Source organism: Rhodococcus sp. DMU1, from assembly GCF_012272955.1.
GTDB classification, from domain to species: domain Bacteria; phylum Actinomycetota; class Actinomycetes; order Mycobacteriales; family Mycobacteriaceae; genus Rhodococcus; species Rhodococcus aetherivorans.
Genome location: NZ_CP050952.1, coordinates 3,719,038 through 3,743,531 on the forward strand (window position 1 = coordinate 3,719,038; position 24,494 = coordinate 3,743,531).

General features: G+C 70.6%; 23 protein-coding genes and 1 pseudogene. 10 read left to right on the forward strand and 14 right to left on the reverse strand.

Going from position 1 to position 24,494, the window contains the following annotated elements; all coding sequences use genetic code 11:
• Nucleotides 1–126 precede the first annotated feature (126 nt).
• Complete coding sequence (gene serB / locus HFP48_RS17095; RefSeq protein WP_170914110.1) at nucleotides 127–1,341, reverse strand: phosphoserine phosphatase SerB; 1,215 nt, start codon at nucleotides 1,339–1,341, stop codon at nucleotides 127–129.
• 174 nt (nucleotides 1,342–1,515) lie between these two features.
• A complete protein-coding gene (gene ctaD / locus HFP48_RS17100; protein ID WP_082120257.1) occupies nucleotides 1,516–3,270 on the reverse strand; it encodes a cytochrome c oxidase subunit I in 1,755 nt (584 codons plus the stop codon).
• A gap of 259 nt (nucleotides 3,271–3,529) precedes the next feature.
• Here ctaD and HFP48_RS17105 point away from each other — a divergent pair, with 259 nt between their 5' ends.
• The 3 genes from HFP48_RS17105 to HFP48_RS17115 are packed head-to-tail and all read left to right on the forward strand — an operon-like array spanning nucleotide 3,530 to nucleotide 6,121.
• Nucleotides 3,530–4,522 (forward strand): iron-siderophore ABC transporter substrate-binding protein, encoded by a 993-nt coding sequence (locus tag HFP48_RS17105; protein ID WP_102799157.1) that lies wholly within the window; start codon nucleotides 3,530–3,532, stop codon nucleotides 4,520–4,522.
• Between the two features lie 31 nt (nucleotides 4,523–4,553).
• Complete coding sequence (locus tag HFP48_RS17110; protein WP_168579787.1) at nucleotides 4,554–5,615, forward strand: ABC transporter substrate-binding protein; 1,062 nt, start codon at nucleotides 4,554–4,556, stop codon at nucleotides 5,613–5,615.
• A 29-nt stretch (nucleotides 5,616–5,644) separates the two neighbouring features.
• Complete coding sequence (locus tag HFP48_RS17115; protein WP_065922430.1) at nucleotides 5,645–6,121, forward strand: NUDIX domain-containing protein; 477 nt, start codon at nucleotides 5,645–5,647, stop codon at nucleotides 6,119–6,121.
• Nucleotides 6,122–6,216: 95 nt separating this feature from the next.
• On the opposite strand, the gene nrdF is transcribed toward HFP48_RS17115, so the two are convergent.
• The 8 genes from nrdF to HFP48_RS17155 all read right to left on the reverse strand — a co-directional run bounded on the left by nrdF (nucleotide 6,217) and on the right by HFP48_RS17155 (nucleotide 14,804).
• Nucleotides 6,217–7,224, reverse strand: a complete 1,008-nt coding sequence (gene nrdF, locus HFP48_RS17120; protein ID WP_006940539.1) for a class 1b ribonucleoside-diphosphate reductase subunit beta — start codon at nucleotides 7,222–7,224, stop codon at nucleotides 6,217–6,219.
• Nucleotides 7,225–7,268: 44 nt separating this feature from the next.
• Complete coding sequence (nrdE, locus tag HFP48_RS17125) at nucleotides 7,269–9,350, reverse strand: class 1b ribonucleoside-diphosphate reductase subunit alpha (RefSeq protein ID WP_206530652.1); 2,082 nt, start codon at nucleotides 9,348–9,350, stop codon at nucleotides 7,269–7,271.
• Between the two features lie 184 nt (nucleotides 9,351–9,534).
• The gene (gene nrdI / locus HFP48_RS17130) at nucleotides 9,535–9,963 is read right to left on the reverse strand and encodes a class Ib ribonucleoside-diphosphate reductase assembly flavoprotein NrdI (protein WP_006940545.1); all 429 of its coding nucleotides are present in this window, start codon (nucleotides 9,961–9,963) and stop codon (nucleotides 9,535–9,537) included.
• Nucleotides 9,964–10,032: 69 nt separating this feature from the next.
• Entirely contained in the window at nucleotides 10,033–10,263 is a 231-nt protein-coding gene (locus HFP48_RS17135; protein ID WP_006940556.1) for a redoxin NrdH, read from the reverse strand.
• A 197-nt stretch (nucleotides 10,264–10,460) separates the two neighbouring features.
• Nucleotides 10,461–12,572 (reverse strand): xanthine dehydrogenase family protein molybdopterin-binding subunit, encoded by a 2,112-nt coding sequence (locus HFP48_RS17140; RefSeq protein WP_168579788.1) that lies wholly within the window; start codon nucleotides 12,570–12,572, stop codon nucleotides 10,461–10,463.
• Nucleotides 12,569–13,558 carry a xanthine dehydrogenase family protein subunit M gene (locus HFP48_RS17145; protein WP_029544485.1) on the reverse strand — a complete coding sequence of 330 codons (990 nt, stop codon included), beginning with the start codon at nucleotides 13,556–13,558 and terminating at the stop codon, nucleotides 12,569–12,571. The genes HFP48_RS17140 and HFP48_RS17145 overlap by 4 nt, the downstream gene beginning before the upstream one ends.
• Nucleotides 13,555–14,103, reverse strand: a complete 549-nt coding sequence (locus HFP48_RS17150) for a 2Fe-2S iron-sulfur cluster-binding protein (protein ID WP_006940562.1) — start codon at nucleotides 14,101–14,103, stop codon at nucleotides 13,555–13,557. Before HFP48_RS17150 ends, HFP48_RS17145 begins: the two co-directional genes overlap by 4 nt.
• A gap of 140 nt (nucleotides 14,104–14,243) precedes the next feature.
• Nucleotides 14,244–14,804 (reverse strand): NAD(P)H-dependent oxidoreductase, encoded by a 561-nt coding sequence (locus HFP48_RS17155; protein ID WP_006940564.1) that lies wholly within the window; start codon nucleotides 14,802–14,804, stop codon nucleotides 14,244–14,246.
• A gap of 88 nt (nucleotides 14,805–14,892) precedes the next feature.
• Between HFP48_RS17155 and HFP48_RS17160 the strand changes: the two genes are divergently transcribed.
• Together HFP48_RS17160 and HFP48_RS17165 are read left to right on the forward strand one after the other, a co-directional pair.
• The gene (locus HFP48_RS17160; RefSeq protein ID WP_006940565.1) at nucleotides 14,893–15,522 is read left to right on the forward strand and encodes a TetR/AcrR family transcriptional regulator; all 630 of its coding nucleotides are present in this window, start codon (nucleotides 14,893–14,895) and stop codon (nucleotides 15,520–15,522) included.
• A gap of 5 nt (nucleotides 15,523–15,527) precedes the next feature.
• A complete protein-coding gene (locus HFP48_RS17165; RefSeq protein ID WP_006940566.1) occupies nucleotides 15,528–16,319 on the forward strand; it encodes an META domain-containing protein in 792 nt (263 codons plus the stop codon).
• Nucleotides 16,320–16,334: 15 nt separating this feature from the next.
• On the opposite strand, the gene HFP48_RS17170 is transcribed toward HFP48_RS17165, so the two are convergent.
• Nucleotides 16,335–16,883, reverse strand: a complete 549-nt coding sequence (locus HFP48_RS17170) for a nucleosidase (RefSeq protein WP_006940567.1) — start codon at nucleotides 16,881–16,883, stop codon at nucleotides 16,335–16,337.
• A pseudogene (locus HFP48_RS17175) lies at nucleotides 16,880–17,654 on the reverse strand (fructosamine kinase family protein). The gene HFP48_RS17170 and the pseudogene HFP48_RS17175 overlap by 4 nt, the downstream one beginning before the upstream one ends.
• Nucleotides 17,655–17,729: 75 nt before the next feature.
• On the opposite strand from HFP48_RS17175, the gene nadE reads away from it, so the two are divergent.
• Nucleotides 17,730–18,569: an ammonia-dependent NAD(+) synthetase gene (gene nadE / locus HFP48_RS17180; RefSeq protein WP_006940569.1), complete on the forward strand. Its 840-nt coding sequence runs from the start codon at nucleotides 17,730–17,732 to the stop codon at nucleotides 18,567–18,569.
• Between the two features lie 88 nt (nucleotides 18,570–18,657).
• Here the strand turns inward: nadE and HFP48_RS17185 are convergent, their stop codons facing one another.
• Both HFP48_RS17185 and moaA read right to left on the reverse strand, forming a co-directional pair.
• Nucleotides 18,658–18,918 carry a hypothetical protein gene (locus HFP48_RS17185; RefSeq protein ID WP_006940570.1) on the reverse strand — a complete coding sequence of 87 codons (261 nt, stop codon included), beginning with the start codon at nucleotides 18,916–18,918 and terminating at the stop codon, nucleotides 18,658–18,660.
• Complete coding sequence (gene moaA / locus HFP48_RS17190; protein WP_168579789.1) at nucleotides 18,911–19,972, reverse strand: GTP 3',8-cyclase MoaA; 1,062 nt, start codon at nucleotides 19,970–19,972, stop codon at nucleotides 18,911–18,913. The genes HFP48_RS17185 and moaA overlap by 8 nt, the downstream gene beginning before the upstream one ends.
• Before the next feature lie 120 nt (nucleotides 19,973–20,092).
• On the opposite strand from moaA, the gene glp reads away from it, so the two are divergent.
• From glp to HFP48_RS17210, 4 genes are all read left to right on the forward strand, one after another.
• Nucleotides 20,093–21,376, forward strand: a complete 1,284-nt coding sequence (gene glp, locus HFP48_RS17195) for a gephyrin-like molybdotransferase Glp (protein WP_168579790.1) — start codon at nucleotides 20,093–20,095, stop codon at nucleotides 21,374–21,376.
• Nucleotides 21,373–22,419 (forward strand): bifunctional molybdenum cofactor biosynthesis protein MoaC/MoaB, encoded by a 1,047-nt coding sequence (gene moaCB, locus HFP48_RS17200; protein ID WP_006940573.1) that lies wholly within the window; start codon nucleotides 21,373–21,375, stop codon nucleotides 22,417–22,419. The genes glp and moaCB overlap by 4 nt, the downstream gene beginning before the upstream one ends.
• Nucleotides 22,412–22,858 (forward strand): molybdenum cofactor biosynthesis protein MoaE, encoded by a 447-nt coding sequence (locus tag HFP48_RS17205; RefSeq protein ID WP_043798868.1) that lies wholly within the window; start codon nucleotides 22,412–22,414, stop codon nucleotides 22,856–22,858. The genes moaCB and HFP48_RS17205 overlap by 8 nt, the downstream gene beginning before the upstream one ends.
• Nucleotides 22,859–23,033: 175 nt before the next feature.
• Complete coding sequence (locus tag HFP48_RS17210; RefSeq protein WP_168579791.1) at nucleotides 23,034–24,488, forward strand: DEAD/DEAH box helicase; 1,455 nt, start codon at nucleotides 23,034–23,036, stop codon at nucleotides 24,486–24,488.
• Nucleotides 24,489–24,494: the final 6 nt, after the last annotated feature.

Genomic DNA, 24,494 nt, shown 5'->3' on the forward strand with positions numbered 1-24,494 from the left:
ACGACATCCGCACCGTGGCGAGCCACGACATCCGCACCGTGGCGAGCCACGACATCCGCACCGTGGCGAGCCACGACATCCGCACCGTGGCGAGCCACGACGTCGGGACCGAGCGGGGCCGTGGCCTCAGGCACCGGTGTCGAGGGGCACGCGGCGCAGGGTGCCGTCGACCCGGTCGGCGGCCTCCACCTCGTCGCGGGTGACGCCGAGGACGAACAGCACCGCGTCCAGGTACGGGTGGGACAGCGCGGTGTCCGCGACCTCGCGTAGCGCCGGCTTGGCGTTGAAGGCGATGCCGAGCCCTGCCGCGCCGAGCATGTCGATGTCGTTGGCGCCGTCGCCGACCGCGACGGTCTGCTCGATCGGCACGCCGGCCTCGGCGGCGAACTCCCGCAGGGCACGGGCCTTGGCGGCACGGTCCACCACCTCGCCGACGACGCGGCCGGTGAGCTTGCCGTCGACGATCTCGAGCGTGTTCGCCCGGACGAAGTCCAGTTCGAGTTCGTGGGCGAGGCCGTCGATGACCTGCCGGAAGCCACCGGAGACGACGCCGCATCGGAAGCCGAGCCGGCGCAGCGTGCGGATGGTGGTCCGGGCGCCGGGGGTGAGCTCGAGGTTCTCGGCGACCTCGTCGATCACCGACGCGGGCAACCCGGCCAGGGTCGCCACCCGCTGGTTCAGCGACTCGGTGAAGTCGATCTCCCCGCGCATCGCGGCCTCGGTGACGGCGCGGACCTTGTCCTCCACGCCGGCGTGCGCGGCGAGCATCTCGATGACCTCGCCCTGGACGAGGGTGGAGTCGACGTCGAACACGATCAGCCGCTTCGAGCGGCGGGCGAGACCGGCGCGCTCCACGGCGATGTCGACACTGAGGCCCGCGGCGACCTCGGCGAGCCCGGCGCGCAATCGGACGTCGGCCTCGGCGCCGGGGTCGGCCGCGGTCACCATGAGTTCGAGACCTGTCACCGGATAGTCGGCGATGCCCCGGATCGAGTCGATGTTGGCGCCCTGCCGCGCGAGCTCACGACCCACCGAACGCAGCGCCCGGGCGCTGACGGGACTGCCGAGGACCACAACGGCGTGGGTGGACACGGTCGAGCCGATACCCGGCTCGACACCGGTCTGCACCTGGGCGTGCATGCCGATGGTGGCCATGGCGGCCTCGATCTCGTCCTGCAGGGCATCGGGATCGGCGGGGCAGGAGACCAGCACACCGAGGGTGAGCCGGCCCCGGATCACGACCTGCTCGACGTCGAGCAGATCGACCTCGTGCCGGGTGAGCGCCGCGAAGAGCACAGAGGTCACGCCGGGATGGTCCGGCCCCGTCACAGTCACCAGCATCGCGGTGTCAGACGCCACCTACGTCTCCGATCCTTCGTCCGTCGCGGCACATGCTCACTCATTGTGCCAGGTGAACGGGGTGCCGAACGAGCAGGGGTCCACCCCGGAAGAATGCGCGAGGCCCCGCCCGTCGGGACGGGCGGGGCCTCGGGAAGAGTCGATCCGGTGTGCGGATCAGCGGTCGGCGGGGGTCCTCTCGGCACCCTCGCTCAGCGCCACATGGTTGTGCTTGTTGCTGCCCGGACCGACGTGCGCCTCGGCGCGGATGCGGTCCACCATGTGCGGGTAGTGCAGCTCGAACGCCGGGCGCTCGGAGCGGATGCGCGGCAGCTCGTAGAAGTTGTGCCGCGGCGGCGGGCAGCTCGTCGCCCACTCGAGGGAGTTGCCGTAACCCCACGGGTCGTCGACGGTCACGACCTGGCCGTACCGGTAGCTCTTGAACACGTTCCACAGGAACGGCAGGGTCGAGGCGCCGAGCACGAAGGCACCGACGGTCGAGATGATGTTCAGGGTGGTGAACCCGTCCGAGGGCAGGTAGTCGGCGTAGCGGCGCGGCATGCCCTCGTTGCCCAGCCAGTGCTGCACCAGGAACGTGGTGTGGAAGCCGAGGAAGGTCAGCCAGAAGTGCCACTTGGCGAGACGCTCGTCGAGCATGCGTCCGGTCATCTTCGGGAACCAGAAGTAGATGCCGGCGTAGGTGGCGAACACGATGGTGCCGAAGAGCACGTAGTGGAAGTGCGCGATGACGAAGTAGGAGTCCGTCACGTGGAAGTCGAGCGGCGGGCTGGCGAGGATGACGCCGGACAGGCCGCCGAACAGGAAGGTGACGATGAAGCCGACCGAGAACAGCATCGGCGACTCGAACGTCAGGTGGCCCTTCCACATGGTGCCGATCCAGTTGAAGAACTTCACGCCGGTGGGCACTGCGATCAGGAAGGTCATGAAGGAGAAGTACGGCAGCAGCACGGCGCCGGTGGCGTACATGTGGTGCGCCCACACTGCGATCGAGAGCGCCGCGATGGCCAGCGTCGCGTAGACCAGGCCGGTGTAGCCGAAGATCGGCTTGCGCGAGAAGACCGGGAAGATCTCCGAGACGATGCCGAAGAACGGCAGCGCGATGATGTACACCTCGGGGTGGCCGAAGAACCAGAACAGGTGCTGCCACAGCATGACGCCGCCGTTGGCGGGGTCGAAGATGTGCCCGCCCAGGTGGCGATCGACGAAGAGGCCGAAGAACGCGGCGGTCAGCAGCGGGAACGCCAGGAGGATGAGCACGCTGGTGATGAGGATGTTCCAGGTGAAGATGGGCATCCGGAACATGGTCATGCCGGGGGCGCGCAGGCACACGACGGTGGTGATGAAGTTGACCGCACCGAGGATGGTGCCCAGACCCATCACGCCGAGGCCGAGGACCCAGAAGTCACCACCGACGCCGGGCGAGTGCAGCTCACTGGTGAGCGGGCTGTAGGCAGTCCAGCCGAAGTCGGCCGCACCACCGGGGGTGATGAAGCCGGCGGTCACGATCGTCGCGCCGAACAGGTACAGCCAGTAGCTGAACGAGTTCAGACGCGGGAACGCGACGTCGGGCGCGCCGATCTGCAGCGGCAGGATGTAGTTCGCGAAGGCGAACACGACCGGGGTCGCGTACATCAGCAGCATGATCGTGCCGTGCATGGTGAACAGCTGGTTGTACTGCTCGTTCGACAGGAACTGCAGACCCGGGACCGCGAGCTCGGTGCGGATGAGCAGAGCCATCACGCCACCGATGAGGAAGAACGCGAACGAGGTGACCATGTACATGATCCCGAGCATCTTGGGATCCGTGGTCGTGATCATCTTGTAGAAGAACGAGCCCTTGGGTCCCTGCCGCGGCGGGTACGGCCTCGCTGCAGCTATCTCCGGGACTGGCTGGGGCGCTACGGCAGTCACTAATCCTCCTGATTGCGCGCTCGACTCGCAGTGCGAGACGAACGTTCTCTGGCTTGCGCTGATCGAATCGTAGACGGTGCGACCACCGCACGCTCACCGGGTCCTACTCAGTGTCGTACTCGGCGGTCGAGCATACCGGCGGGGGTCTGTGACCCACGCAACCCGGGGCCGTGGCACACCTCACCGAGCACACGGTTTCGCCCGCACACTAAGGTAAGCGTTCCCTAACTGTTTGCGATCCCGAGAGACGAGGTCCACCGTGTATCCCCTCCCCCTGCGCCGCGGCATCGCCGCCCTGGCGGCGTCCCTGACCGCGGCCGTGCTGCTCGCGGGCTGTTCCTCCGGCGAGACGGCCGAGCAGACCCCCGCCACCGCGGGCTTCCCACGCACCGTCGAGCACTTCCGCGGAACGACCACCGTCGAGTCCCAGCCGCTGCGGGTCGTCGCGCTCGACACCAGCTACGCGGACGCGACGCTGCTGCTCGAGTCCGACCTCGTCGGCTACGTCGACTACCGCACCGAGGGACTGCCCGACTACCTCGGTGACAGCCGCCGGCAGTTCGCCGCCGAGGCCACCTCCGTCGGTGCGGTCTCCGACGCGAGCCTGGAGAAGATCGCCGCGCTGCACCCCGACCTGATCCTGTCCGCCGACGTGCGCGACGGCGAGAACTACGACAAGCTCTCCGCCATCGCGCCCACGGTCTTCTCCGAGAGCACCGGGCCGACGTGGAAGGACAACATCCGTCTCGCCGCGCGGGCCCTCGGCAAGGAGGACCTCGCCGAACAGAAGATCGCCGACTACGAGGCCCGGGCGAAAGCCATCGGCGACGAGATCAACGCCACAGCCGGCAACCCCACCGTCTCGGTGGTCCGCTTCGCCGGTGAGCCCACCGCCCGCCTGTACCGCACCACGTCGTTCAGCGGCATCGTCCTCGAGGACGCCGGCCTGGCCCGCCCCGCGAGCCAGGGACCCGACCCGGCCGATCCGAGCAGCATCATGAACGCGATCAGCCCCGAACTCATCGGCGAGGCGGACGCGAATGTGATCTTCGTCAGCATGTACCGCGACGGGGAGGGCAAGTCCGAGGCGGCGGCGCAGCCGTTCCTCTCCAACCCGCTGTGGCAGAACCTGCGCGGCCGGAAGGTGGACGTGGACGACAGCCTGTGGATGACGCCGGTGTCCATCCAGGGCGCGCACGAGATCCTCGACGACCTCGCCGAGGCGTTCGGGGTCGATCCGCACACCAGTTAACCTGGACCGTCCCCTAGACAGGAGTGGTCGTATGCCCGCAGCGTCCCGGTCTCGCGCCGTCACGTGCACCGTCGCCCTCGCCGCCGTCGCGGCACTCGGGTTGGCGGGATGCACGGAGGCGACGGACGATCCGGCGAGCAGCATCGTGCGCACCACCACCCGCATCGCCGGGGCGGCCGTCGTCGGGATCGAACGCGACACGACCACCGCGTGCGCGCTCCCCAGCCCCCCGGACCCGGGGCAGCCCGCCGGCGGCACCCGGTCGGTGATCCACACCGGCGGCGTCTCCGAGGTGCCCGCCGACCCGCAGCGGATCGTCGTGCTCGACGCCGCCGCGATGGACGCGGTGTGCGCCCTGGGCCTGTGGGAGCGGGTGGTCGGCACGACCACCGACGTCGCCCGGGCCGAGTACCTGGGCACGGGGATCGCGACGCTGCCGTCGGTGGGCACCACATCGGCGCCCGACGTCGCGCTCATCGACGGCGTGGAGCCGGACCTCATCCTCGGCTCGTCCGCCGACCCGGAGCTCTACCGCCGGCTCGGCACCGTCGCGCCGACGGTGCTCGTCGGCTCCGACCCGGTGTTCTGGCGGCAGCAGTTCCTCCGCGCCGGCGAAACACTCGGACGCTCGCAAGCGGCCGGCCGCGTGCTCGACGACTACCGCGCGACCGCGACGGACGTCGGCAAGGCGGTGACCGCGTCGCAGACCCAGGCGTCGATCGTGCGGTTCACCGGCGACGGCGCCGTCGTCGAGGGCACCGCCTCGTTCGCCGGACAGGTCCTCGCCGACGCCGACGCCGCGCGCCCGCCCGCACAGCGGTTCGGTGTGCAGGACGGGCGCGCGGACGCCCCGCTCGACGAGGCCGACCCGGCCGCCGCGGAGGGCGACCTGATCTACGTCCGCTTCGCCGGCGAGGACGGCGTCGCGCACGGCAGCGAGGTGATGGACTCCGAGGCGTGGCTCGAGCTCGGGGCGGTCACCGACAGCCGGCTGTTCGCGGTGGACGACCTGGTGTGGTCCACGCCCGGCCCGGTGGCCGCGAAGGCCGTCCTGACGGATGTGCGCAACACCCTCAACGGCTATTCCAACTGAGTCGACCTCGTCGAAAGGCGCCCGGGGACATGCCTATTCCGGAGTTCGTCGCGCAACTGCGCGCACAGGTCGGTCCCGCGCCGCTGTGGCTGCCCGGCGTCAGCGCCGTCGTCGTCGACCCCGACGGACGGGTGCTGCTGACCCGTCGCGCGGACAACGGCCTGTGGGCCGTGGTCTCGGGCATCCTGGAACCCGGCGAGGAACCCGCCGTCGCGGCCGTGCGCGAGGTGCGGGAGGAGACCGGCATCGACGCCGAGATCGTCCGGCTCACGAGCGTGGACGTGACCGCTCCGATCACCTATCCCAACGGGGACGTCGCGCGGTACCTGGACGTGTGCTTCCTGATGCGCCCGACGGGTGGCGTGGCCCACGTCGCCGACGACGAGAACCTCGAGGTGGCCTGGTTCGCGCCGGATTCGTTGCCGCAGAACATGACCGCCACGTCGGTGCTGCGCCTGGAGAAGGCGCTGCGGGACGTGCCGGAGGCGTGGTTCCGCCGCCCCTGACGGTGCGCCTGACGCCCACCTGACGGCCGAATGTCACACGTGCTCGATCAGATCGAACGCGTGTGACATTCGGCCACAACAGGTGGACCGTGGGGTCAGAAGTCCCAGTCCTCGTCCTCGGTGACGACGGCCTTGCCGATCACGTACGAGCTGCCCGAGCCGGAGAAGAAGTCGTGGTTCTCGTCGGCATTCGGGGACAGCGCGGACAGGATCGCCGGGTTCACGTCGGTCTCGTCCTTGGGGAACAGCGCCTCGTAGCCGAGGTTCATCAGGGCCTTGTTGGCGTTGTACCGCAGGAACTTCTTGACGTCCTCGGTGAGCCCGGCCTCGTCGTAGAGGTCCGCGGTGTACTGGGTTTCGTTGTCGTACAGCTCGAACAGCAGATCGAAGACCCAGTCCTTGAGCTCGTCGCGCTCGGCCTGGGTGATCTGCTCGAGGCCGCGCTGGTACTTGTAGCCGATGTAGTAGCCGTGCACGGCCTCGTCGCGGATGATCAGCCGGATCATGTCCGCGGTGTTGGTCAACTTCGCCCGCGACGACCAGTACATCGGCAGGTAGAAGCCCGAGTAGAACAGGAACGACTCGAGCAGCGTCGAGGCAGCCTTGCGCTTGAGCGGGCTGTCGCCCTGGTAGTAGTCGAGGACGATCTGCGCCTTGCGCTGCAGGTTGTCGTTCTCTTCCGACCAGCGGAACGCGTCGTCGATCTGGCGGGTGGAGCACAGCGTCGAGAAGATGCTCGAGTACGACTTGGCGTGCACCGACTCCATGAACGCGATGTTGGTGAGCACCGCCTCCTCGTGCGGGGTCACCGCGTCCGGGATCAGCGACACCGCGCCGACGGTGCCCTGGATCGTGTCGAGCAGGGTCAGACCGGTGAACACGCGCATGGTCAGTTCCTGCTCGTACTCGGTGAGCGTGCCCCACGACGGGATGTCGTTGGACACCGGGACCTTCTCCGGCAACCAGAAGTTGCCGGTGAGGCGGTCCCACACCTCCGAGTCCTTCTCGTCCGGAACGCGGTTCCAGTTGATCGCCGAGACGCGGTCGATCAGTTTGACGTGGGCGCCGTCGGCCGGCGAGTGCGCGCGGGGTGCGGAGGTCATCTGTCTTTCCCTACCTGAGTTTCGATGTGTACCGGCAAGATTCGTCACAGCATGCAGGAGACGCAGCCCTCGACCTCGGTGCCCTCGAGCGCCATCTGCCGCAGCCGGATGTAGTACAGCGTCTTGATTCCCTTGCGCCAGGCGTAGATCTGCGCCTTGTTCACGTCGCGGGTGGTGACGGTGTCCTTGAAGAACAACGTCAGCGACAGGCCCTGGTCGACGTGCTGGGTGGCCGCCGCATACGTGTCGATGATCTTCTCGTACCCGATCTCGTACGCGTCCTGGAAGTACTCCAGGTTGTCGTTGGTCAGGTAGGGAGCGGGGTAGTAGACGCGGCCGATCTTGCCCTCCTTGCGGATCTCGATCTTCGACGCCACCGGGTGGATGGAACTGGTGGAGTTGTTGATGTACGAGATCGACCCGGTCGGCGGCACGGCCTGCAGGTTCTGGTTGTAGATGCCGTGCTCCTGGACCGACGCCTTCAGCGCACGCCAGTCGTCCTGCGTGGGAATCGCCACGTCGGCGTCGGCGAAGAGCTGCCGCACGCGGGCGGTGGCCGGCTCCCACACCTGGTCGGTGTACTTGTCGAAGAACTCGCCCGAGGCATACTTCGACTCGGGGAAGCCCTTGAAGTACGTGCCCCGCTCGATGGCGAGCCGGTTCGACGCGCGCAGCGCGTGGAACAGCACGGTGTAGAAGTAGATGTTCGTGAAGTCGACGCCCTCTTCGGAGCCGTAGAAGATGCGCTCACGGGCGAGGTAGCCGTGCAGGTTCATCTGCCCGAGGCCGATCGCGTGGGAGTCGTTGTTGCCCTGCTCGATCGACGGCACCGAGTAGATGTGGGTCTGGTCCGACACGGCGGTCAGCGCCCGGATCGCCACCTCGATGGTGTGCGCGAAGTCCGGCGAGTCCATCGCCTTGGCGATGTTCAGCGAGCCGAGATTGCACGAGATGTCCTTGCCCACATGGCTGTAGGACAGGTCCTCGTTGAACGTCGACGGCGTGGAGACCTGCAGGATCTCCGAGCACAGGTTCGAGTGGGTGATCTTGCCCTGAATGGGATTGGCCCGGTTGACGGTGTCCTCGAACATGATGTACGGGTAGCCGGACTCGAACTGCAGTTCCGCAACCGTCTGGAAGAACTCGCGCGCCTTGATCTTCGACTTGCGGATGCGCTTGTCGTCGACCATCTCGTAGTACTTCTCGGTGACGTCGATGTCGGCGAACGGCACACCGTAGATGCGCTCGACGTCGTACGGCGAGAACAGGTACATGTCCTCGTTGCGCTTCGCCAGCTCGAACGTGATGTCGGGGATGACGATGCCCAGCGAGAGGGTCTTGATGCGGATCTTCTCGTCCGCGTTCTCGCGCTTGGTGTCGAGGAAGCGGTAGATGTCGGGGTGGTGGGCGTGCAGATACACCGCGCCGGCGCCCTGGCGGGCCCCGAGCTGGTTGGCGTAGGAGAAGGAGTCCTCGAGCAGCTTCATGATCGGGATGACGCCGGAGGACTGGTTCTCGATCTGCTTGATCGGCGCCCCGTGCTCTCGGATGTTGCTCAGCAGCAACGCAACCCCGCCTCCGCGCTTGGACAGCTGCAGTGCCGAGTTGATCGAGCGGCCGATGGACTCCATGTTGTCCTCGATGCGCAGCAGGAAGCAGGAGACGGGCTCGCCGCGCTGCTTCTTGCCGGAGTTGAGGAACGTCGGGGTCGCGGGCTGGAACCGGCCGGAGATGATCTCGTCGACGAGGTGGGTCGCGAGCTGCTCGTCGCCGGCGGCCAGGGTCAGCGCGACCATGCAGACGCGGTCCTCGAACCGCTCCAGGTAGCGCTTGCCGTCGAACGTCTTGAGCGTGTACGAGGTGTAGTACTTGAACGCACCCAGGAACGTCGGGAAGCGGAACTTCTTCGAGTAGGCGTGCTCGAAGAGCTGCTTGACGAACGGGCGGGAGTACTGCTCGAGCACCTCGGGCTCGTAGTAGTTCTCCTCCACGAGGTAGTCGAGCTTCTCCTCGAGGTTGTGGAAGAACACCGTGTTCTGGTTGACGTGCTGCAGGAAGTACTGGCGCGCGGCGGCGACGTCCTTGTCGAACTGGATCTCGCCGTTGGGCCCGTAGAGGTTCAACATCGCGTTGAGCGCGTGGTAGTCGAGTCCCTTGAGGGATTCGTCGATCTTGGCGCTCGCTGCCGGCGCGGCATCGGTGACGGTCACGGTGCTTGCTCCCACTGTGAGTAGACGGGTTCGCCGCGCACCCGTATCCCCGACGGTGACGCAGCGTTGATGGAGTGGACGAGTGTGGGTGAGGTCGCGGTTACGCCGACTGCAACGCCTGCGCCCAGAACTGTGCCAGGCCCTCGCGGACGCGCTCGACGTCCTCGGCGGTACCCATCAGTTCGAACCGGTAGAGGTACGGGACCTTGCACTTCTGGGAGACCACATCCCCGGCGTAACAATAGGATTCGCCGAAGTTGGTGTTGCCGGCGGCGATGACCCCGCGAATCAGCGCACGGTTGCGCGGATTGTTGAGGAACCGGATGACCTGCTTGGGCACGAAGTTCGTGTCCCGGCCGGTCGCGGTGGTGCCGCCGCCGTAGGTCGGCAGGATCAGCACGTACGGCTCGTGCACCTCGAAGGTGCCGTCACGGTCGTGCAGCGGAATCCGGGTGGCCGGCAACCCCAGTCGCCGGACGAATCGGTGCGTGTTCTCCGATGTGCTCGAGAAATACACCAACGAGGTCATGGATGTCTCACATCACTTCGCTCGGGTCCGGCGACCGGCCGCAGGGGCGGTGGGTCGGCGCGCGACGGGTCAGGCGGCGACGGCGAGGGCCTTGATCCGGTCCGGGCGGAAGCCGGACCAGTGCTCGTCACCGGCGACCACCACGGGGGCCTGCAGGTAACCGAGGGCCATCACGAAGTCCCGCGCTTCCGGGTTCTCCGAGATGTCGACGACGGCGTACTCGATACCGGCCTTGTCGAGGGCACGGTAGGTGGCATTGCACTGAACGCAGGCAGGCTTGGTGTAGACGGTGATGTTCATGGTTTCCCCTTTTCGACAACCTGACGACTGACTGCACAGCAGTGCCTCGAGGCCCGTCGTACCAGCACGATCCCGCTTCCCCGAGGGACCGGAAACGATCAAGCCTTCCAGCGCTCTAGACACTACACCTAGTGGCCGACAGATTCATAGAACGCGAGATGTTGTGAGTTACAGCCGTGATATTCCCAGGTCGTTACTCACCGCGCGGGGCTGTCGGGCAGGTACGGGAGCACGTCCTCGAGGTGCACCGGAAGCCGGCGCACCCGCGCCCCGGTGGCGTGCCGGAGGGCATTGACGACCGCCGCGGCGCTGCCGACGATGCCGATCTCCCCGACCCCGCGCGACCCCATCGGTGTGGCGTGCAGGTCGTCCTCGTCGAGCCAGCTCGCGTCCACGTCGCCGACGTCGGCATTGGTGGGGATGTGGTACTCCGCGAGGTCGTGGTTGACCACGTGGCCGGTGCGGGGATCGCGGATGCTCTCCTCGTGCAGGGCCATGGAGATGCCGAAGCACATCCCGCCGATCAGCTGCGAACGGGCGGTGCGGGGGTTGACCACCCGGCCCACGGAGAACACGCCGAGCATCCTCGGCACCCGGATCTCGCCCGTGTCGACATCCACCCGCACCTCGGCGAAATGCGCGCCGAACGACTGGATGCGGTAGTGCTCGAGCGCGGGATTCTCCTCGGCCGTCGCCGATGCCTCGGCACCCGGCTCCGGCCGATCCCCGTGCCGCTTGCGGAACGCGTGGGCCGCGGCGACGATCGCCGTGCCCCACGACGAGGTACCGGAGGATCCGCCGGCGACGGTGGCGTTCGGCAGGGCCGAGTCACCGATCTCGAGATGGATGTCCTCGGGCCGGCAGCCGAGCGCGTCGGCCGCGACGAGGGTGAGCGTGGTCCATGCTCCGGTCCCGATGTCCGCGGCGCCGGTGCGGACGGTGAAGCGCCCGTCGCCGTCGTGCCGGACCGCGACCTCGGTGCCGGGGTTGACCAGGTGCGGGTAGCTCGCCGCGGCCACTCCGGTCCCCACGAGCCACCGGCCGTCGCGGCGGGTGCCGGGCGTGCGGTCGGCGGCGTCCCAGCCGAAACTGCGACTCCCCTCCCGCAGGCACTCCACCAGCCGGCGCGAGGACCAGGGCCGGCCGGACTCGGGATCGGCGGGCGGGTCGTTGCGGACCCGCAGTTCGATCGGGTCCATGCCGCACGCCACCGCCAGCTCGTCCATCGCGACCTCGCCGGCGAACATCCCGGGGGCCTCCCCCGGCGCACGCATCCAGTAGGGCGCGGGCACGTCGAGCGCGACGATGCGGTGCGAGGTGCGCCGATACGGCGAGGCGTACATCCCCCGCGACGACACCGCCGTCTGCTCCGCGTACTCGCGCACGTGCGAGGACTGCGAGAAGGCCTCGTGCACCATGGCTTCGAGACGCCCTTCCCGGCTCGCGACGAGGCGGACGTGCGAGACGGTGGGCGGCCGGTAGCCGACGTACCCGAACATGTCCTGCCGGGACACGGCGAACTTGACCGCCCGACCGGGCAGCAGGCGCGCCGCCATCGCCGCCACGACGTCGTGCGCGTGCGGCGCCCCCTTGGACCCGAAACCACCCCCGACGTAGGGACTGATCACCCGCATCTGCTGGGGGCGCAGACCGAGCACGGGAGCCAGCGTGGAGACGACGCCGTGGGCGCTCTGCGTGGAGTCGTACAACGTCAACGACTCGCCGGACCACTCGGCCACGACCGTGTGCGGTTCGAGGGGGTTGTTGTGCTCCTCCGGGGTGGAATACCAGCCGTCGACCACGACGCCGTCGCGCTCCGCGGCCTCGGCCGCTGCGGCATCGCCCTGTTCCGTGTCGGTCGGATATCCGCCGTTGGCCTGTTCCGGGGCATAGCTGCGCGGGTGGTCGTGCCGGAACGCGACGTCGTGCGGCGCGGACTCGTACTCCACCCGGACCAGTTCGCTTGCGTGTCGCGCGATCTCGGGCGTCTCGGCGACCACGGCGGCGACGATCTGCCCCCGGAAGGCGACGTCCGGGCTCTGCAGGACCGCGTACTCGGCCTCCGAGGTGTCCGCCAGGCGGGGGGCACTCCACGGGGTGAGAACGGCGAGCACGCCGGGCAGGGCCTCCGCCTCCGCGGTCTCGATGCGGGTCACCGTTCCCCGCGCCACGGTTGCCGTGACCGGGACGAGGTAGGCCGGGTCGTCGACCGGATGCTCGTACGCGTAGGGCGCGGTTCCGGCCACCTTCCGCGGGCCGTCCACCCGCGGCGTCGACGTGCCGATCGGGCGCTGGGCCGAGTGGGTCATGCGACTGCCTCCGAGGTGAGTTCACGCAGTACCGAGACGAGGGTGCGGCGCAGCAGCGGCACCTTGAACTCGTTGCCGTCGAGGGGCCGGGCATCGGCGAGTTCCGCGTCGGCGGCCGCGGCGAAGACGCCGTCACCGGGGGCGCTCCCCAGCAGGACGTGCTCGGCGCGATGGGCGCGCCACGGCCGGTGCGCGACGCCGCCGAGGGCGATGCGGCATCCGGTGACGACGCCGTCGGCGACCGTCAGGTCCGCCGCCACCGAGACGAGCGCGAACGCGTACGACGCCCGGTCGCGCACCTTGCGGTACGTCGAGACGGCGCCTTCGGGCGCCGGGATCTCGACGTCCAGGATCAGCTCGTCGCGCTCGAGCACCGTGTCGTACTCGGGGCTTTCGCCGGGAAGCCGGTAGAGCTGCTCGACGGGGATGCACCGCTCCCCCTGCGATCCGAGCACCGTCACCTGGGCGTCGAGCGCGAGCAGCGCCACCGCCATATCCGACGGGTGGGTGGCGACGCACTGTTCGGAGGCGCCGAGGATGGCGTGGTAGCGGGTGTAGCCACCGATCGCGGTGCAGCCGCTGCCCGGGGTGCGCTTGTTGCACGGGGTCGACGGGTCCCGGAAGTACACGCAGCGGGTCCGCTGGAGCAGATTGCCGGCGGTGGTGGCCATGTTGCGCAGCTGCGGGGAGGCGCCGGCCAGCAGGGCCCGGGCCAGGACCGGGTACCGGCGGCGGACGATCGGGTGGGCGGCCAGGTCGCTGTTGCGCACGTTGGCGCCGACGCGCAGCCCGCCTTCGGCGGTCTCCTCCACGATGTCGAGCGACAGGCGGGAGACGTCGACGAGGACGTCGGGCGCGGTGACGCCGAGCTTGAGGTGGTCCACCAGGTTCGTGCCGCCGGCGAGGAAGGCGGCACCCGGGTGGCCGGCGACCGCGGCGACCGCGGCGGCGGGATCGGCAGGCGTCTCGTAGCGGAACGTCTTCACGAGCAGTGCCCCTCCCCGCGCGCGACGTGGCGGAGCGCTTCGACGATGTTGGGGTAGGCCGCGCAGCGGCACAGGTTTCCGCTCATGCGTTCACGGATCTCGTCGTCGGTCAGTTCCGGGTCCTGTGTGAGGTCCGCGGTGACGTGGCTCGGGGAACCCTTGGCGGCCTCGTCGAACATCCCGACGGCGGAGCAGATCTGGCCAGGTGTGCAGTAGCCGCACTGGAAGGCGTCGCATTCGACGAACGCCTGGGGCAGGTGCGAGGGACCGTCGTCCGCGATGCCGGCGGCGGTGACGACGTCGGCGCCGTCGTGGGCGACCGCGAGCGACAGGCAGCTCACGATGCGCCGGGAGTCGAGCAGGACCGTGCACGCGCCGCACTGGCCGTGGTCGCAGCCCTTCTTCGGGGAGTAGATCCCGAGCCGGTCGCGCAGGGCATCGAGGAGCGTGGTGCGCACGTCGACGGTGCAGCGGCGCTCACGGCCGTCGACGCGCAGGGTGATCGTGTGCTCGTGTTCGCCGGGACTGTCGCTCTCGTGCGCCATGGGCTCCTCCGTCGCGGTGGGGACTGGCGAGGTATTCCCCGCAGCATGCCCCGGCAATCACGGCTGCGGGCGCGAATGGGGTACGGACGGTGACGGCCCCGGACCTGGCGTGGTCCGGGGCCGTTCGGTGTGCGGCCGGCTCAGGCGTCGACGAGTTCCCGGCGGGCGTCGGCGAGCTGGGCGAGCAGCGCGGAGATCTGCTCGGCGACCTCGGCGTTCTCCTTGGGGTGGGCGTCGCCGAACTTGTCGATGGTGCCGCCGATGGACAGCTGCAGGCCCGTCCGGCTGCCGGCGATGCCGAGCGCCTTGACGGTCTCCTCGAGCGCCCACTTCGCGCCGTTGCCGCTGGGCGAGGCGCTGATGACGGCGACGGGCTTGCCGGCCAGGGCGCCGGCGCCGTACGGGCGGGAGAGCCAGTCGATGGCGTTCTTGAGCACGGCGGGGATGGTGCCGTTGTACTCGGGGGTGACGAGCAGGAGGGCGTCGGCCTCGCTCGCCGCGACGCGCAGCGCCCCGGCGGCGACGGGCGCGCCGGTCTCGCCGTCGAGGTCCTCGTTGTAGAAGGGCACCTCGCCGAGGCCTTCGTACACGGAGACCTCGACGCCCTGCGGCGCGACGGCGGCCGCGGTCTCGGCGAGGCGGCGGTTGACGGAGGCGGAGCGCAGGCTGCCGACGAGAGCGAGAACGCGGGTCTGGGACATGGGGGTGTTTCCTTCGGTTCGGGTGTCCGGGTCTGACTCCACTCTAAACGGACCGCGGTCCACTTCCATTCCCGGGCGGTACTGTGACGTGGTGAACATTCCGCTGCTGCCGCTGGTCGGGGACGAGGGCGTCGAACGGTGCGACGCGGCCCGCAACCGGCGCCGGCTCCTCGAGGCGGCCTCGCTCCTCGTCGCCGAACGCGGCGTCGACGCGGTCACGATGGACGCCGTCGCCGCGCGCGCCGGGGTCGGCAAGGGCACCGTCTTCCGCCGCTTCGGCTCCCGTGCGGGACTCATGCGCGCCCTGCTCGACCATTCCGAACAGGCCCTGCAGCAGCAGTTCCTCACCGGTCCCCCGCCGCTCGGACCCGGCGCCGATCCCGTCGACCGGCTCGTCGCGTTCGGTCGTGCCCGCATCCGTCTCGTGGAGGTGCAGGGCGAGGTGCTCCGCGCCGCGGAGAGTTCCGCCGAGGCCCGGTTCAATGCCCCGGCACGGGCCGTCAGCCTGACCCACATCGAGGTCCTGCTTCGCGCTGCGGGTGTCGACGGCGACCTCCCGCTGCTGGCCCAGGCCCTGTTCGCCCCGCTCGAGGCCACCCTGGTCCTGCATCAGTGGCGCGATCTGGGGTTCTCGCTCGACCGGCTCGCCGACGGGTGGGCGGACCTGGCCCGCCGCGTCGTCACGGCGCCGCCCGCCGCCGGGCGGGCGGTACCGTGACCGGCATGCGGCGGACTCTCGGGCTCTCGATTCTCCTCGCGCTGGCCGCGACGACGGCCGCCTGCGCGGGCGACGGCGCCGCCGCCCCGCCCCAGGACCCGGCCGTGCTCGTGGGGCGGGCGTTCGTCTCCACCGCGGTGTCGGGCCCGCAGATTCCCGGCGGCGGCCCACTGGTCGTGGAGTTCCCCGATGCGGGCCGGATCGCCGCCACCGCCGGCTGCAACCGTTCGTTCGGGTCGGTGGAACTCGGTGACGGCGTGCTGCGCGCCGATCGGCTCGGCAGCACTCTCATGTCGTGCCCGCCGCCGCTCGACCGCGCCGACACCTGGCTGTCCGATCTGCTGGCGTCGGAACCGCGCTGGCGTCTCGACGGCGACGTACTCACCCTCGACGGCGGGGACGTGTCCGTCTCACTGCTCGACCGCACGGTCGCCGACCCCGACCGTCCCGTCGTGGACACGCACTGGGTGCTCACCGAACTCGTCACGGCCGACGCGGTGTCGACCTCCCGCGCCCTCGAGGACGCCGCGCCCACCCTGACCGTCGCCGGCGACGGCACGGTCTCGGGCAGCACCGGCTGCAACCGGTTCACCGGTACCGCCACCGTCGGAGACACCGTGGTCACGTTCGGGCCGCTGGCCACCACCCGCGCGGCGTGCCCCGACCCGGAGCTCGCGCGGATCGAGTCGGCCGTCCTGGGAGTGCTGTCCGGCGAGGTGCGGTACACGGTCGAGGGTGCGGCGATGCGGCTGACCGCCGCCGACGGTGTCACCGGCCTCGGATACACCGCCCGCTGACGAGCCGGCTTCGGCTCAGTACCGCTCGACCAGCCACTGCGCGAGTGCGCGGGCACTGGCATCGACCTTGGCCGGCCAGTCCAGGGCGGTCTCGTCGGCGTGGTCGCTCACGTGCTTGACGAGCCGGCACTGCGCGCCCATGCGGGATGCGGCGAGCGCGACCGCGAAGCCCTCCATGTCGACGAGGTCGGCGCGGGCGGCGAGCGCGTCACGCACCTGCGCGTCCGAGACGAAGGAATCGCCCGTGGCGAGCACCGTCCCGTCCCCGTCGTCGAGTTCGAGCACGTCCTCGACCGGGTAGCCGAGGCTGCGCAGCACCTCGCTGCTGATGTCGTGATTGATCACCGCCGAGGGGACGTAGAGGCCGCCGTGGTGCAGGTGTAGCGCCCCGGCGGTCCCGATGTTGACCACCACCGGCGGGGTCCCGCGCCGGTGCCGCGCCAGCGCCTCGGTCACCGCGACGGCCGCGTGCACCTTGCCGATGCCGGTGATCACCGTCTCGTAGTGCGCCGGCACGTGCGCTGCCTCGGACTTCGTGGCGGCGACGACGAGGATCTCGGTCAACTTTTCTCTCCCAGCGCGAGGGTCGCGAGCGCCGCCCGGTGCAGCGCCCGCCCGTACCCCGCACCGTAGCCCGCCGCGTGCACCGCCAGCGGATGCAGCTGGTGCATCGGCACGCGCTCGCGCCATCCGGAACGCAGCGGGCACGTGGCGTCGTAGGCCGCGACGATCTCGTCGAGCCGGGGGCAGCCGAACAGCGCCAGCATCGCCAGGTCCGTCTCGCGATGACCGCCGTGCGCCGCCGGGTCGATCAGCACCACCCCCGCGGCGGTCCACAGCACGTTGCCGTTCCACAGGTCGCCGTGCAGGCGGGCGGGGGGTGCACCGTCGTCGAAACTCCCCGGCGGCGACGCGCGCGCAGGCCCGCTCGACGTCGGGCAGCTGCGCGGCGGTGACGCTGCCGGCGTCCACCGCGATCCGCAGGAACGGCTCGACCCGTTCCACCACGTAGAACTCGCCCCAGCTCGCGTGGACCGTGCTACTCATCGGCCGCTTGCCGATGAACAGCTGGCCGTCGAATCCGTCCGGTGCGCAACCGAATCCGGCGGCGCCCGCGGCGTGCATACGCGCCAGGCGAGCGCCGAACTCCCGAGCCGCCGCGGCGGTGGGGGCCGCCTCGGTCAACCGCTCGAGGTCGATGTGGTCCACCCCGACGCCGCGGACACCGGCAACGGGCATGCCGGCGTCCGCGAGCCAGGCCAGCCCGGCGGCCTCGGCGCGGAAGAAGTCGGGGTGAGCCCCGGCCCGGTGCTTGCGGAAGACGTCGCTGCTCATCGCCACGAGTGTGCCCGCGGCGCGCCGCGCATGTCACCCGAGCAGACCGTCGGGCGTCCCGCTAGGGTTCGGAATATGGCGAACCTTCGCGAGCAGATCATCGAGGAACTCGGCGTCCGGCCGACGATCGACCCCCGGGCGGAGGTCCGGTCCCGCGTGCAGTTCCTGAAGGACTACGTCGTGTCGACCCCCGCCAAGGGGTTCGTTCTCGGCATCAGCGGCGGTCAGGACAGCACCCTCGCCGGCCGGCTCGCCCAGCTCGCGGCGGAGGAACTGCGGGCCGAGGGCCGCGAGGCCGAGTTCGTCGCGGTGCGGCTGCCCTACGGCGAGCAGGCCGACGAGCACGACGCGCAGGTCGCGCTGGAGTTCATCGGTCCCGACCGCTCGTTGCGGATCAACGTCAAGCCCGGTGCCGACGCCTCGGCCGCCGAGGTCGGGCAGGCCATGCACGAGATCTACGGCAACGGATCGCAGCTGAGCGACTTCGTGCGGGGCAACATCAAGGCCCGCGAGCGGATGATCCTGCAGTACGCGATCGCCGGCGAGCTCGGCTACCTGGTGGTCGGGACGGACCACGCCGCCGAGGCGGTGACCGGGTTCTTCACCAAGCACGGCGACGGCGGGGTGGACCTGACCCCGCTCGCCGGCCTGACGAAGCGGCAGGGCGCAGCGCTGCTGCGCGAACTCGGGGCTCCCGACAGCACCTGGCAGAAGGTGCCGACCGCGGATCTCGAGGAGGACCGGCCGGCCCTTCCGGACGAGGTGGCCCTGGGTATGACCTACGCGGAGATCGACGACTACCTCGAGGGCAAGGACGTCACCCCGGAGCTGGCCGAGAAGCTCGAGCGGACGTTCCTGAACACCCGGCACAAGCGGACGGTGCCGGTGTCGCCGTTCGACACCTGGTGGCGCTGACAGCCACCCCGCCCGGCGGCCGGGCCGATCCGCCCCGCCCGGCGGGCCGGGCCTGATCCGCTCAGCCCGGCGGCCGGGCCTGATCCCGTCAGCCGCCGGCGAACGGCGGGAGGACGTCGACCGTAGGTCCGGCGGCGCGTCCGAGGTCGCGGGTGAGTTCGGAGTCGATGAGGAACGCGGCCACCGACAACACCCGCGCCATCTCGGCGCCGTGACGGTCGATCAGGGCGGTCTTGAGGGTGCCCAGATCCACCGACGGCGCCAGCGCCACCGTCTCCTTCTCCACTCCGGCCGCGTCCGCCGCCGCCGCGAAATACCGCACCTCGATGCCCGTCACGGTCTCACCCACCGATAGCTCCCATGCTGCGCTGCGGCGGGGTGAAGTCCGCCGCGTCGATGCCGTGTCCGGCCCACTTGTTCCACATTGCACCACGCCACAGCGCGGCGAGATCGTCGTCGTTCGCGCCGCCGCGCAGCGCCGCCCGCAGGTCGGTCTCCCGGTCGCTGAACAGGCACGAGCGCACGGTGCCCTCCGACGTCAGGCGGGTGCGGTCGCAGTCCGAGCAGAACGACCGGGTCACCGACGCGATGATGCCGACCGTCGCGGGCCCGCCGTCGACCGCCCAGCGTTCGGCCGGCGCGGCCGGGTCCTCGCGGCCGACCTCGGTGAGGGCGAAGCGGTCGGAGAGCACGTCGAGCAGCCGCTGCGCGGGCACCATGTTCGCCCGGGCCCACTCGTGGTCGGCGTCGAGCGGCATCTGCTCGATGAACCGCAGCTGCACGCCCTCGTCGAGGCACCAGGCCAGCAGGTCCGCGGCCCCGTCGAGGGTCTGCGGCATGAGCACCGCGTTGACCTTCACCGGCGCGAACCCGGCCGCCTTGGCCGCGCGGATCCCGTCGAGCACCGAATCCAGCCGATCGCGCCGGGTCAGCCGGGCGAACCGCGCGCGGTCGACCGAGTCCAGGGAGATGTTGACCCGGGTCAGGCCCGCCTCCGCCAGCGCCCGGGCACGATGGGCGAGTCCCACCGCGTTGGTCGTCACCGCCAGCGGGATGCCGGGGACGGCGCGCGCACACCCGGCGACGATCTGCTCGAGGTCCCGCCGCATGAGCGGCTCCCCGCCGGTGAAGCGCACCTCCCGGACCCCGAGCCGGTGCACCGCGACGGCCACGAGCCGCACGATCTCGTCGGCGCTGAGCAGCCGCTCGCGCGGGATCGCCGGCAGCCCCTCCTCGGGCATGCAGTACGTGCAGCGCAGCGAGCACTTCTCGGTGATCGACACCCGCAGGTCGCGCGCGACACGCCCGAACCGGTCCAGCAGTTCGGGAGTGTCGGGCCGGTCGGAGACGTCGTCGACAGCGGCAGGGCGCACCGCCGGGATCCCCACGTGCACCGCGGTCATCGGGCCTCCGTCCTCATGACCCTCAGTATGCCGTCGCGGGCCCCGTCGTGCGGGAGGAGCAGAAACCACGACCCGGACGAGGACGCACGGCGCCGCGAGCGATGTGCCTAGGATTGGCCCATGGCGGGCGGCAGGCGGTCGGTGGAGGAGCATGCGCGACACGTGGCGACGTTGCTCTCCCCGTTGCTGATCCGCGGTACCGAACCGGTGCCGCTGCTCGAAGCGCTCGGCCGGGTGCTGGCCGAGGACGTCGTCGCTCCGATCGACCTCCCCACCTTCCGCAATTCGCAGATGGACGGCTACGCGGTCGACACGGCCTCGCTCACCGCGGCGCCCGCGACCCTGCCCGTGCGTGCCGTCCTCGCGGCCGGCGACGGGGTCGTCGCGCACGTGCCCGGGACCGCCACCAAGATCATGACCGGCGCGCCACTGCCCACCGGTGCCGACGCCGTCGTTCCCGTCGAGGACACCGTGCCGGTCGAGGACACCGTGCCGGTCGAGGACACCGTGCCGGTCGAGGACACCGTGCCGGTCGAGGACACCGTGCCGGTCGAGGACACCGCGGCCGAGGGGCGGGGACTCCGGGTCACGGTGTGCAGGCTGCCCGAACCGGGAGCATACGTGCGCGAGCGCGGCAGCGACATCCACCGCGGTCGCACGCTGCTGCCCGCGGGCACCGTCGTCGCGGCCCGGCACGTCGCGGCGCTCGCCGCCGTCGGCCTGACCCACGTGTCCGTCCGGACTCGGCCGCGCGTGGCGGTGATCTCGACCGGCAGCGAACTGGTGCCCGGAGGAAGCGTTCTCGCCCCGGGCAAGATCCACGACTCGAACGGGCCGGCCCTGGCCGCCAGCGCGGCCGCCAACGGGGCGCTGGTGGTCTCGGTGGATCGCAGTGGCGACGATGCGGAGGTGTTCGCGGCGAAACTCGCTCGCGCCGCCTCCGTCGCCGAGGTGGTGTTCACCTCGGGCGGGGTGTCGAAGGGCGACTTCGAGGTCGTCAAGGACGTGCTCGGCCCGCGAGGGGCCGAATTCGTGTCGGTGGCGATGCAGCCGGGCGGTCCGCAGGGCACGGCACTGGTGGATTCCGTGCCGGTGCTGACCTTCCCCGGCAATCCGGTCAGCGCGCTGGTCTCGTTCGAGGTGTTCGCCCGGCCGGTACTGCGGGCCGCCGCGGGGCTGCCCGCCGTCGAGCCCGAGACCCGTCCTCTGTCAACAGGTCTCAGCTCCGTGCCGGGCAAGCGCCAGTTCCTGCGCGCTCGCCGCGACGGCGGCGCCGTGGTGGCGATCCCCGGCGCCGGGTCCCACCTGATCGCCGCGATGGCCACCGCGGACGTACTGCTCGACATCCCCGCCGACACCTCGGACCTCGAACCCGGAGAACTCGTGAAGGTACTACCGCTATGACCGAACCGCACGACCTCACCCCGCCCGACGGCGGGGCCCTGAGTCACCTCGACGACCGGGGCCGCGCCCGCATGGTCGACGTGTCCGGCAAGGCCGACACCGCCCGCGTCGCGGTCGCCGCCGGCGAACTCGTCACCACCGCGGAGGTGGTGTCGCTGGTGCGGGCCGACGACATGCCCAAGGCGGACGTGCTCGCCACCGCGCGGATCGCCGGGATCGCGGCGGCCAAGCGCACGTGGGAGCTGATTCCGCTGTGCCACCAGTTGGCGCTGTCGTCGGTGAAGGTCACCTTCGGGTTCACCGACACCGCGATCACGATCGAGGCGACGGCAAAGACGAAGGGCCCCACAGGCGTCGAGATGGAGGCCCTCACCGCCGTCGCGGTGGCCGGGCTGACGTTGCACGACATGGTCAAGGCCGTCGACCCCGCCGCGGTGCTGAACGGAGTGCGGTTGGTCTCGAAGGAGGGCGGCAAACGCGGGCACTGGCAGCGCGACGAGGCGGAGACCGCCGCACCGGCGGAGGACGAGACCGTCACGCCGGACGAGGACGACATCCTGGAGCAGGCCGGCGTGCCGGCGACGGTGCTCGTCGCGTCCACGGGTGTGGCTGCCGGTACGCGGGAGGACAGGACGGGCCCGCTGATCGCGGACTTTCTCGAGGCGCGCGGCTTCACGGTGCGGGGTCCTCTGGTGTATGCCGACGCGGACATCGCGTGGGGCCTCGAGGACGCGCTCGCCGGCGACCCGGCCCTGGTGATCTCCACCGGCGGGACCGGCGCCTCCCCCACGGACGCGACCCCGGAGGCGACGCTGGCGCTGCTGGACCGCGAGCTGCCGGGGGTCGCCGAGGCCATCCGCCTGCGCGGCCTGCAGGCCACCCCGCACGCCTCGCTGTCACGCGGCGTGGCCGGGCTGGTGGGCCGCACGGTGGTGGTCAATCTGCCCGGCTCACCGGGTGGCGTGAAGGACGGGCTGGCGGTGCTCGAGCCGATTCTCGGCCACCTGCTGGCCCAGGTCGCCGGAGGAGGCGCGCATGAATGAGCTGCTGGCACGGATCTCGGCCGAGCCGCTCGACCCGGCGTCGGTGGACGCCGCGGTCGCCGGCCCCCAGCACGGGGCGGTGGTGCTGTTCAGCGGGGTGGTGCGCAACCACGACGGCGGGCGCGCGGTGAGCGCGCTCGAGTACCGGGCGCACCCCGAGGCGGAGCGATTCCTGCGTCGCTGTTGCGAACAGGTGGCGGCGGAGTCGGGACTGCCGGTCGCCGCGGTCCACAGAGTGGGCGATCTCACCATCGGCGATCTCGCGCTGGTGGCGGCGGTGGCGGCACCGCACCGGGCCGAAGCCTTCGCTGTGTGCGCCGAACTGGTCGAACGCATCAAACGCGAGGTCCCCATCTGGAAGCGGCAGCGATTCGAGGACGGTCTGTCCGAGTGGGTCGGCCTCGACGCGTGCGCCGACGAGCATCCCGGCGTGGGGTAGGCTGCGGTAGTTCGGGCATCACGACGATGCTCACCGTCGTGGGATACCGGCGGGCCGGGATCGTGCCCGGTTCCGCATGCAATACCGGCATCGGCTTTCCTTGCGGCGATCCACTGCGCCCTCCGAGATCGTCTCGGGGTGCGTGCACGCTGCATCGAAAGGCAGTTCTGTACCTATGACCGTTTCCTTCTCCGACCTCGGCGTCCCCCGGACCCTGGTGGCCTCCCTGGGCGACAGCGGCATCACGAGCCCGTTCCCGATCCAGGTCGACACGCTGCCCGACACGCTGGCCGGCCGTGACGTGCTCGGCCGGGGCCGCACGGGCAGTGGCAAGACGCTGGCGTTCTCCATTCCGCTCGCCGCGCGCCTGGCCGGCCGCGCCACCCGCGAGGCCGGCCGCCCGCGTGGGCTGGTGCTGGCTCCCACCCGCGAGCTGGCCACGCAGATCGCCGCGGTCGTCGAGCCCCTCGCGCGGGTCGCCGGGCTGCGGGTGACCACCATCTTCGGCGGAGTGTCGCAGAACCGGCAGGTCGACGCGCTGCGCCGCGGCGTGGACATCGTGATCGCCTGCCCGGGCCGCCTCGAGGACCTGATGCGGCAGAAGTTCGTCACGCTCGACGCGGTGGAGATCACCGTGCTCGACGAGGCGGACCACATGGCCGATCTCGGCTTCCTGCCCGGCGTGACGCGCATCATGAACGCGACCCCCAAGGACGGTCAGCGCCTGCTGTTCTCGGCCACGCTGGACAACGGCGTCGACAAGCTCGTCAAGCGGTTCCTGCGCAACGAGGTGCTGCACTCGGTCGACGAGGCGCACTCCCCGGTGGCGGCGATGACCCATCACGTGTTCGACGTCGACAACGCCGACACGAAGAAGGACCTCGTGCGGACCCTGGCGTCCGGTACGGGCCGGCGAATCCTGTTCATGCGCACCAAGCATCAGGCCCGCAAGCTCGCCCGTCAGCTCACCGAGTCCGGCATCCCGGCGGTCGATCTGCACGGCAACCTGTCGCAGAACGCGCGCGACCGCAACCTCGCGGCGTTCTCCTCCGGTGAGGCGCGTGTGCTCGTGGCCACCGACGTCGCGGCCCGCGGCGTCCACGTCGACGACGTGGAACTGGTTGTGCACGTCGACCCGCCGGCCGAGCACAAGGCGTACCTGCACCGTTCGGGCCGTACGGCCCGCGCCGGGAGCACCGGCGACGTCGTGACCGTGGTGCTGCCCGAGCAGCGCAAGGATCTGGCCGTCATCATGCGCAAGGCCGCGATCAAGGTCACTCCGGTGCGGGTGACGGCGAAGTCGGAGCACGTGCTGGACCTGGTCGGCGAGATCGCCCCGCACGTGAGCCCGTCGGTCAAGCAGGCCGCACCGGCCCCGTCCGGCGGTGGATCGCGACGGCCGGCCCGGCGCAGCGGCAGCGGGGCCGCCGCTCAGCGCGGCGCCCGGCAGCACGGCGGCGGGGCCGCCCGGCAGCACGGCGGCGGGGCCGCCCGGCAGCACGGCGGCGGGGCCGCCCGGCAGCAGGGCGCGTCGCGGCAGGAGCAGCCGGCGGCCCGGCAGGAACGCGCCGGCCAGGCCGGGGGGCGCCGGCGTCGCCCGAATCACACGTCGGCGACCGCCGCACGGTAGGTAGGT

Coding starts and splice junctions, on each gene's coding strand:
- HFP48_RS17205 (WP_043798868.1), top strand. CDS start 22,412: ATGAATGAGCTGCTGGCACGGATCTCGGCCGAGCCGCTCGACCCGGCG.
- HFP48_RS17150 (WP_006940562.1), bottom strand. CDS start 14,103: ATGGCGCACGAGAGCGACAGTCCCGGCGAACACGAGCACACGATCACC.
- nrdE (WP_206530652.1), bottom strand. CDS start 9,350: ATGTTGAACCTCTACGGGCCCAACGGCGAGATCCAGTTCGACAAGGAC.
- HFP48_RS17155 (WP_006940564.1), bottom strand. CDS start 14,804: ATGTCCCAGACCCGCGTTCTCGCTCTCGTCGGCAGCCTGCGCTCCGCC.
- HFP48_RS17135 (WP_006940556.1), bottom strand. CDS start 10,263: ATGAACATCACCGTCTACACCAAGCCTGCCTGCGTTCAGTGCAATGCC.
- moaCB (WP_006940573.1), top strand. CDS start 21,373: ATGACCGAACCGCACGACCTCACCCCGCCCGACGGCGGGGCCCTGAGT.
- HFP48_RS17165 (WP_006940566.1), top strand. CDS start 15,528: ATGCGGCGGACTCTCGGGCTCTCGATTCTCCTCGCGCTGGCCGCGACG.
- nrdI (WP_006940545.1), bottom strand. CDS start 9,963: ATGACCTCGTTGGTGTATTTCTCGAGCACATCGGAGAACACGCACCGA.
- glp (WP_168579790.1), top strand. CDS start 20,093: ATGGCGGGCGGCAGGCGGTCGGTGGAGGAGCATGCGCGACACGTGGCG.
- HFP48_RS17110 (WP_168579787.1), top strand. CDS start 4,554: ATGCCCGCAGCGTCCCGGTCTCGCGCCGTCACGTGCACCGTCGCCCTC.
- HFP48_RS17115 (WP_065922430.1), top strand. CDS start 5,645: ATGCCTATTCCGGAGTTCGTCGCGCAACTGCGCGCACAGGTCGGTCCC.
- moaA (WP_168579789.1), bottom strand. CDS start 19,972: ATGACCGCGGTGCACGTGGGGATCCCGGCGGTGCGCCCTGCCGCTGTC.
- nadE (WP_006940569.1), top strand. CDS start 17,730: ATGGCGAACCTTCGCGAGCAGATCATCGAGGAACTCGGCGTCCGGCCG.
- HFP48_RS17140 (WP_168579788.1), bottom strand. CDS start 12,572: ATGACCCACTCGGCCCAGCGCCCGATCGGCACGTCGACGCCGCGGGTG.
- HFP48_RS17210 (WP_168579791.1), top strand. CDS start 23,034: ATGACCGTTTCCTTCTCCGACCTCGGCGTCCCCCGGACCCTGGTGGCC.
- serB (WP_170914110.1), bottom strand. CDS start 1,341: ATGCTGGTGACTGTGACGGGGCCGGACCATCCCGGCGTGACCTCTGTG.
- nrdF (WP_006940539.1), bottom strand. CDS start 7,224: ATGACCTCCGCACCCCGCGCGCACTCGCCGGCCGACGGCGCCCACGTC.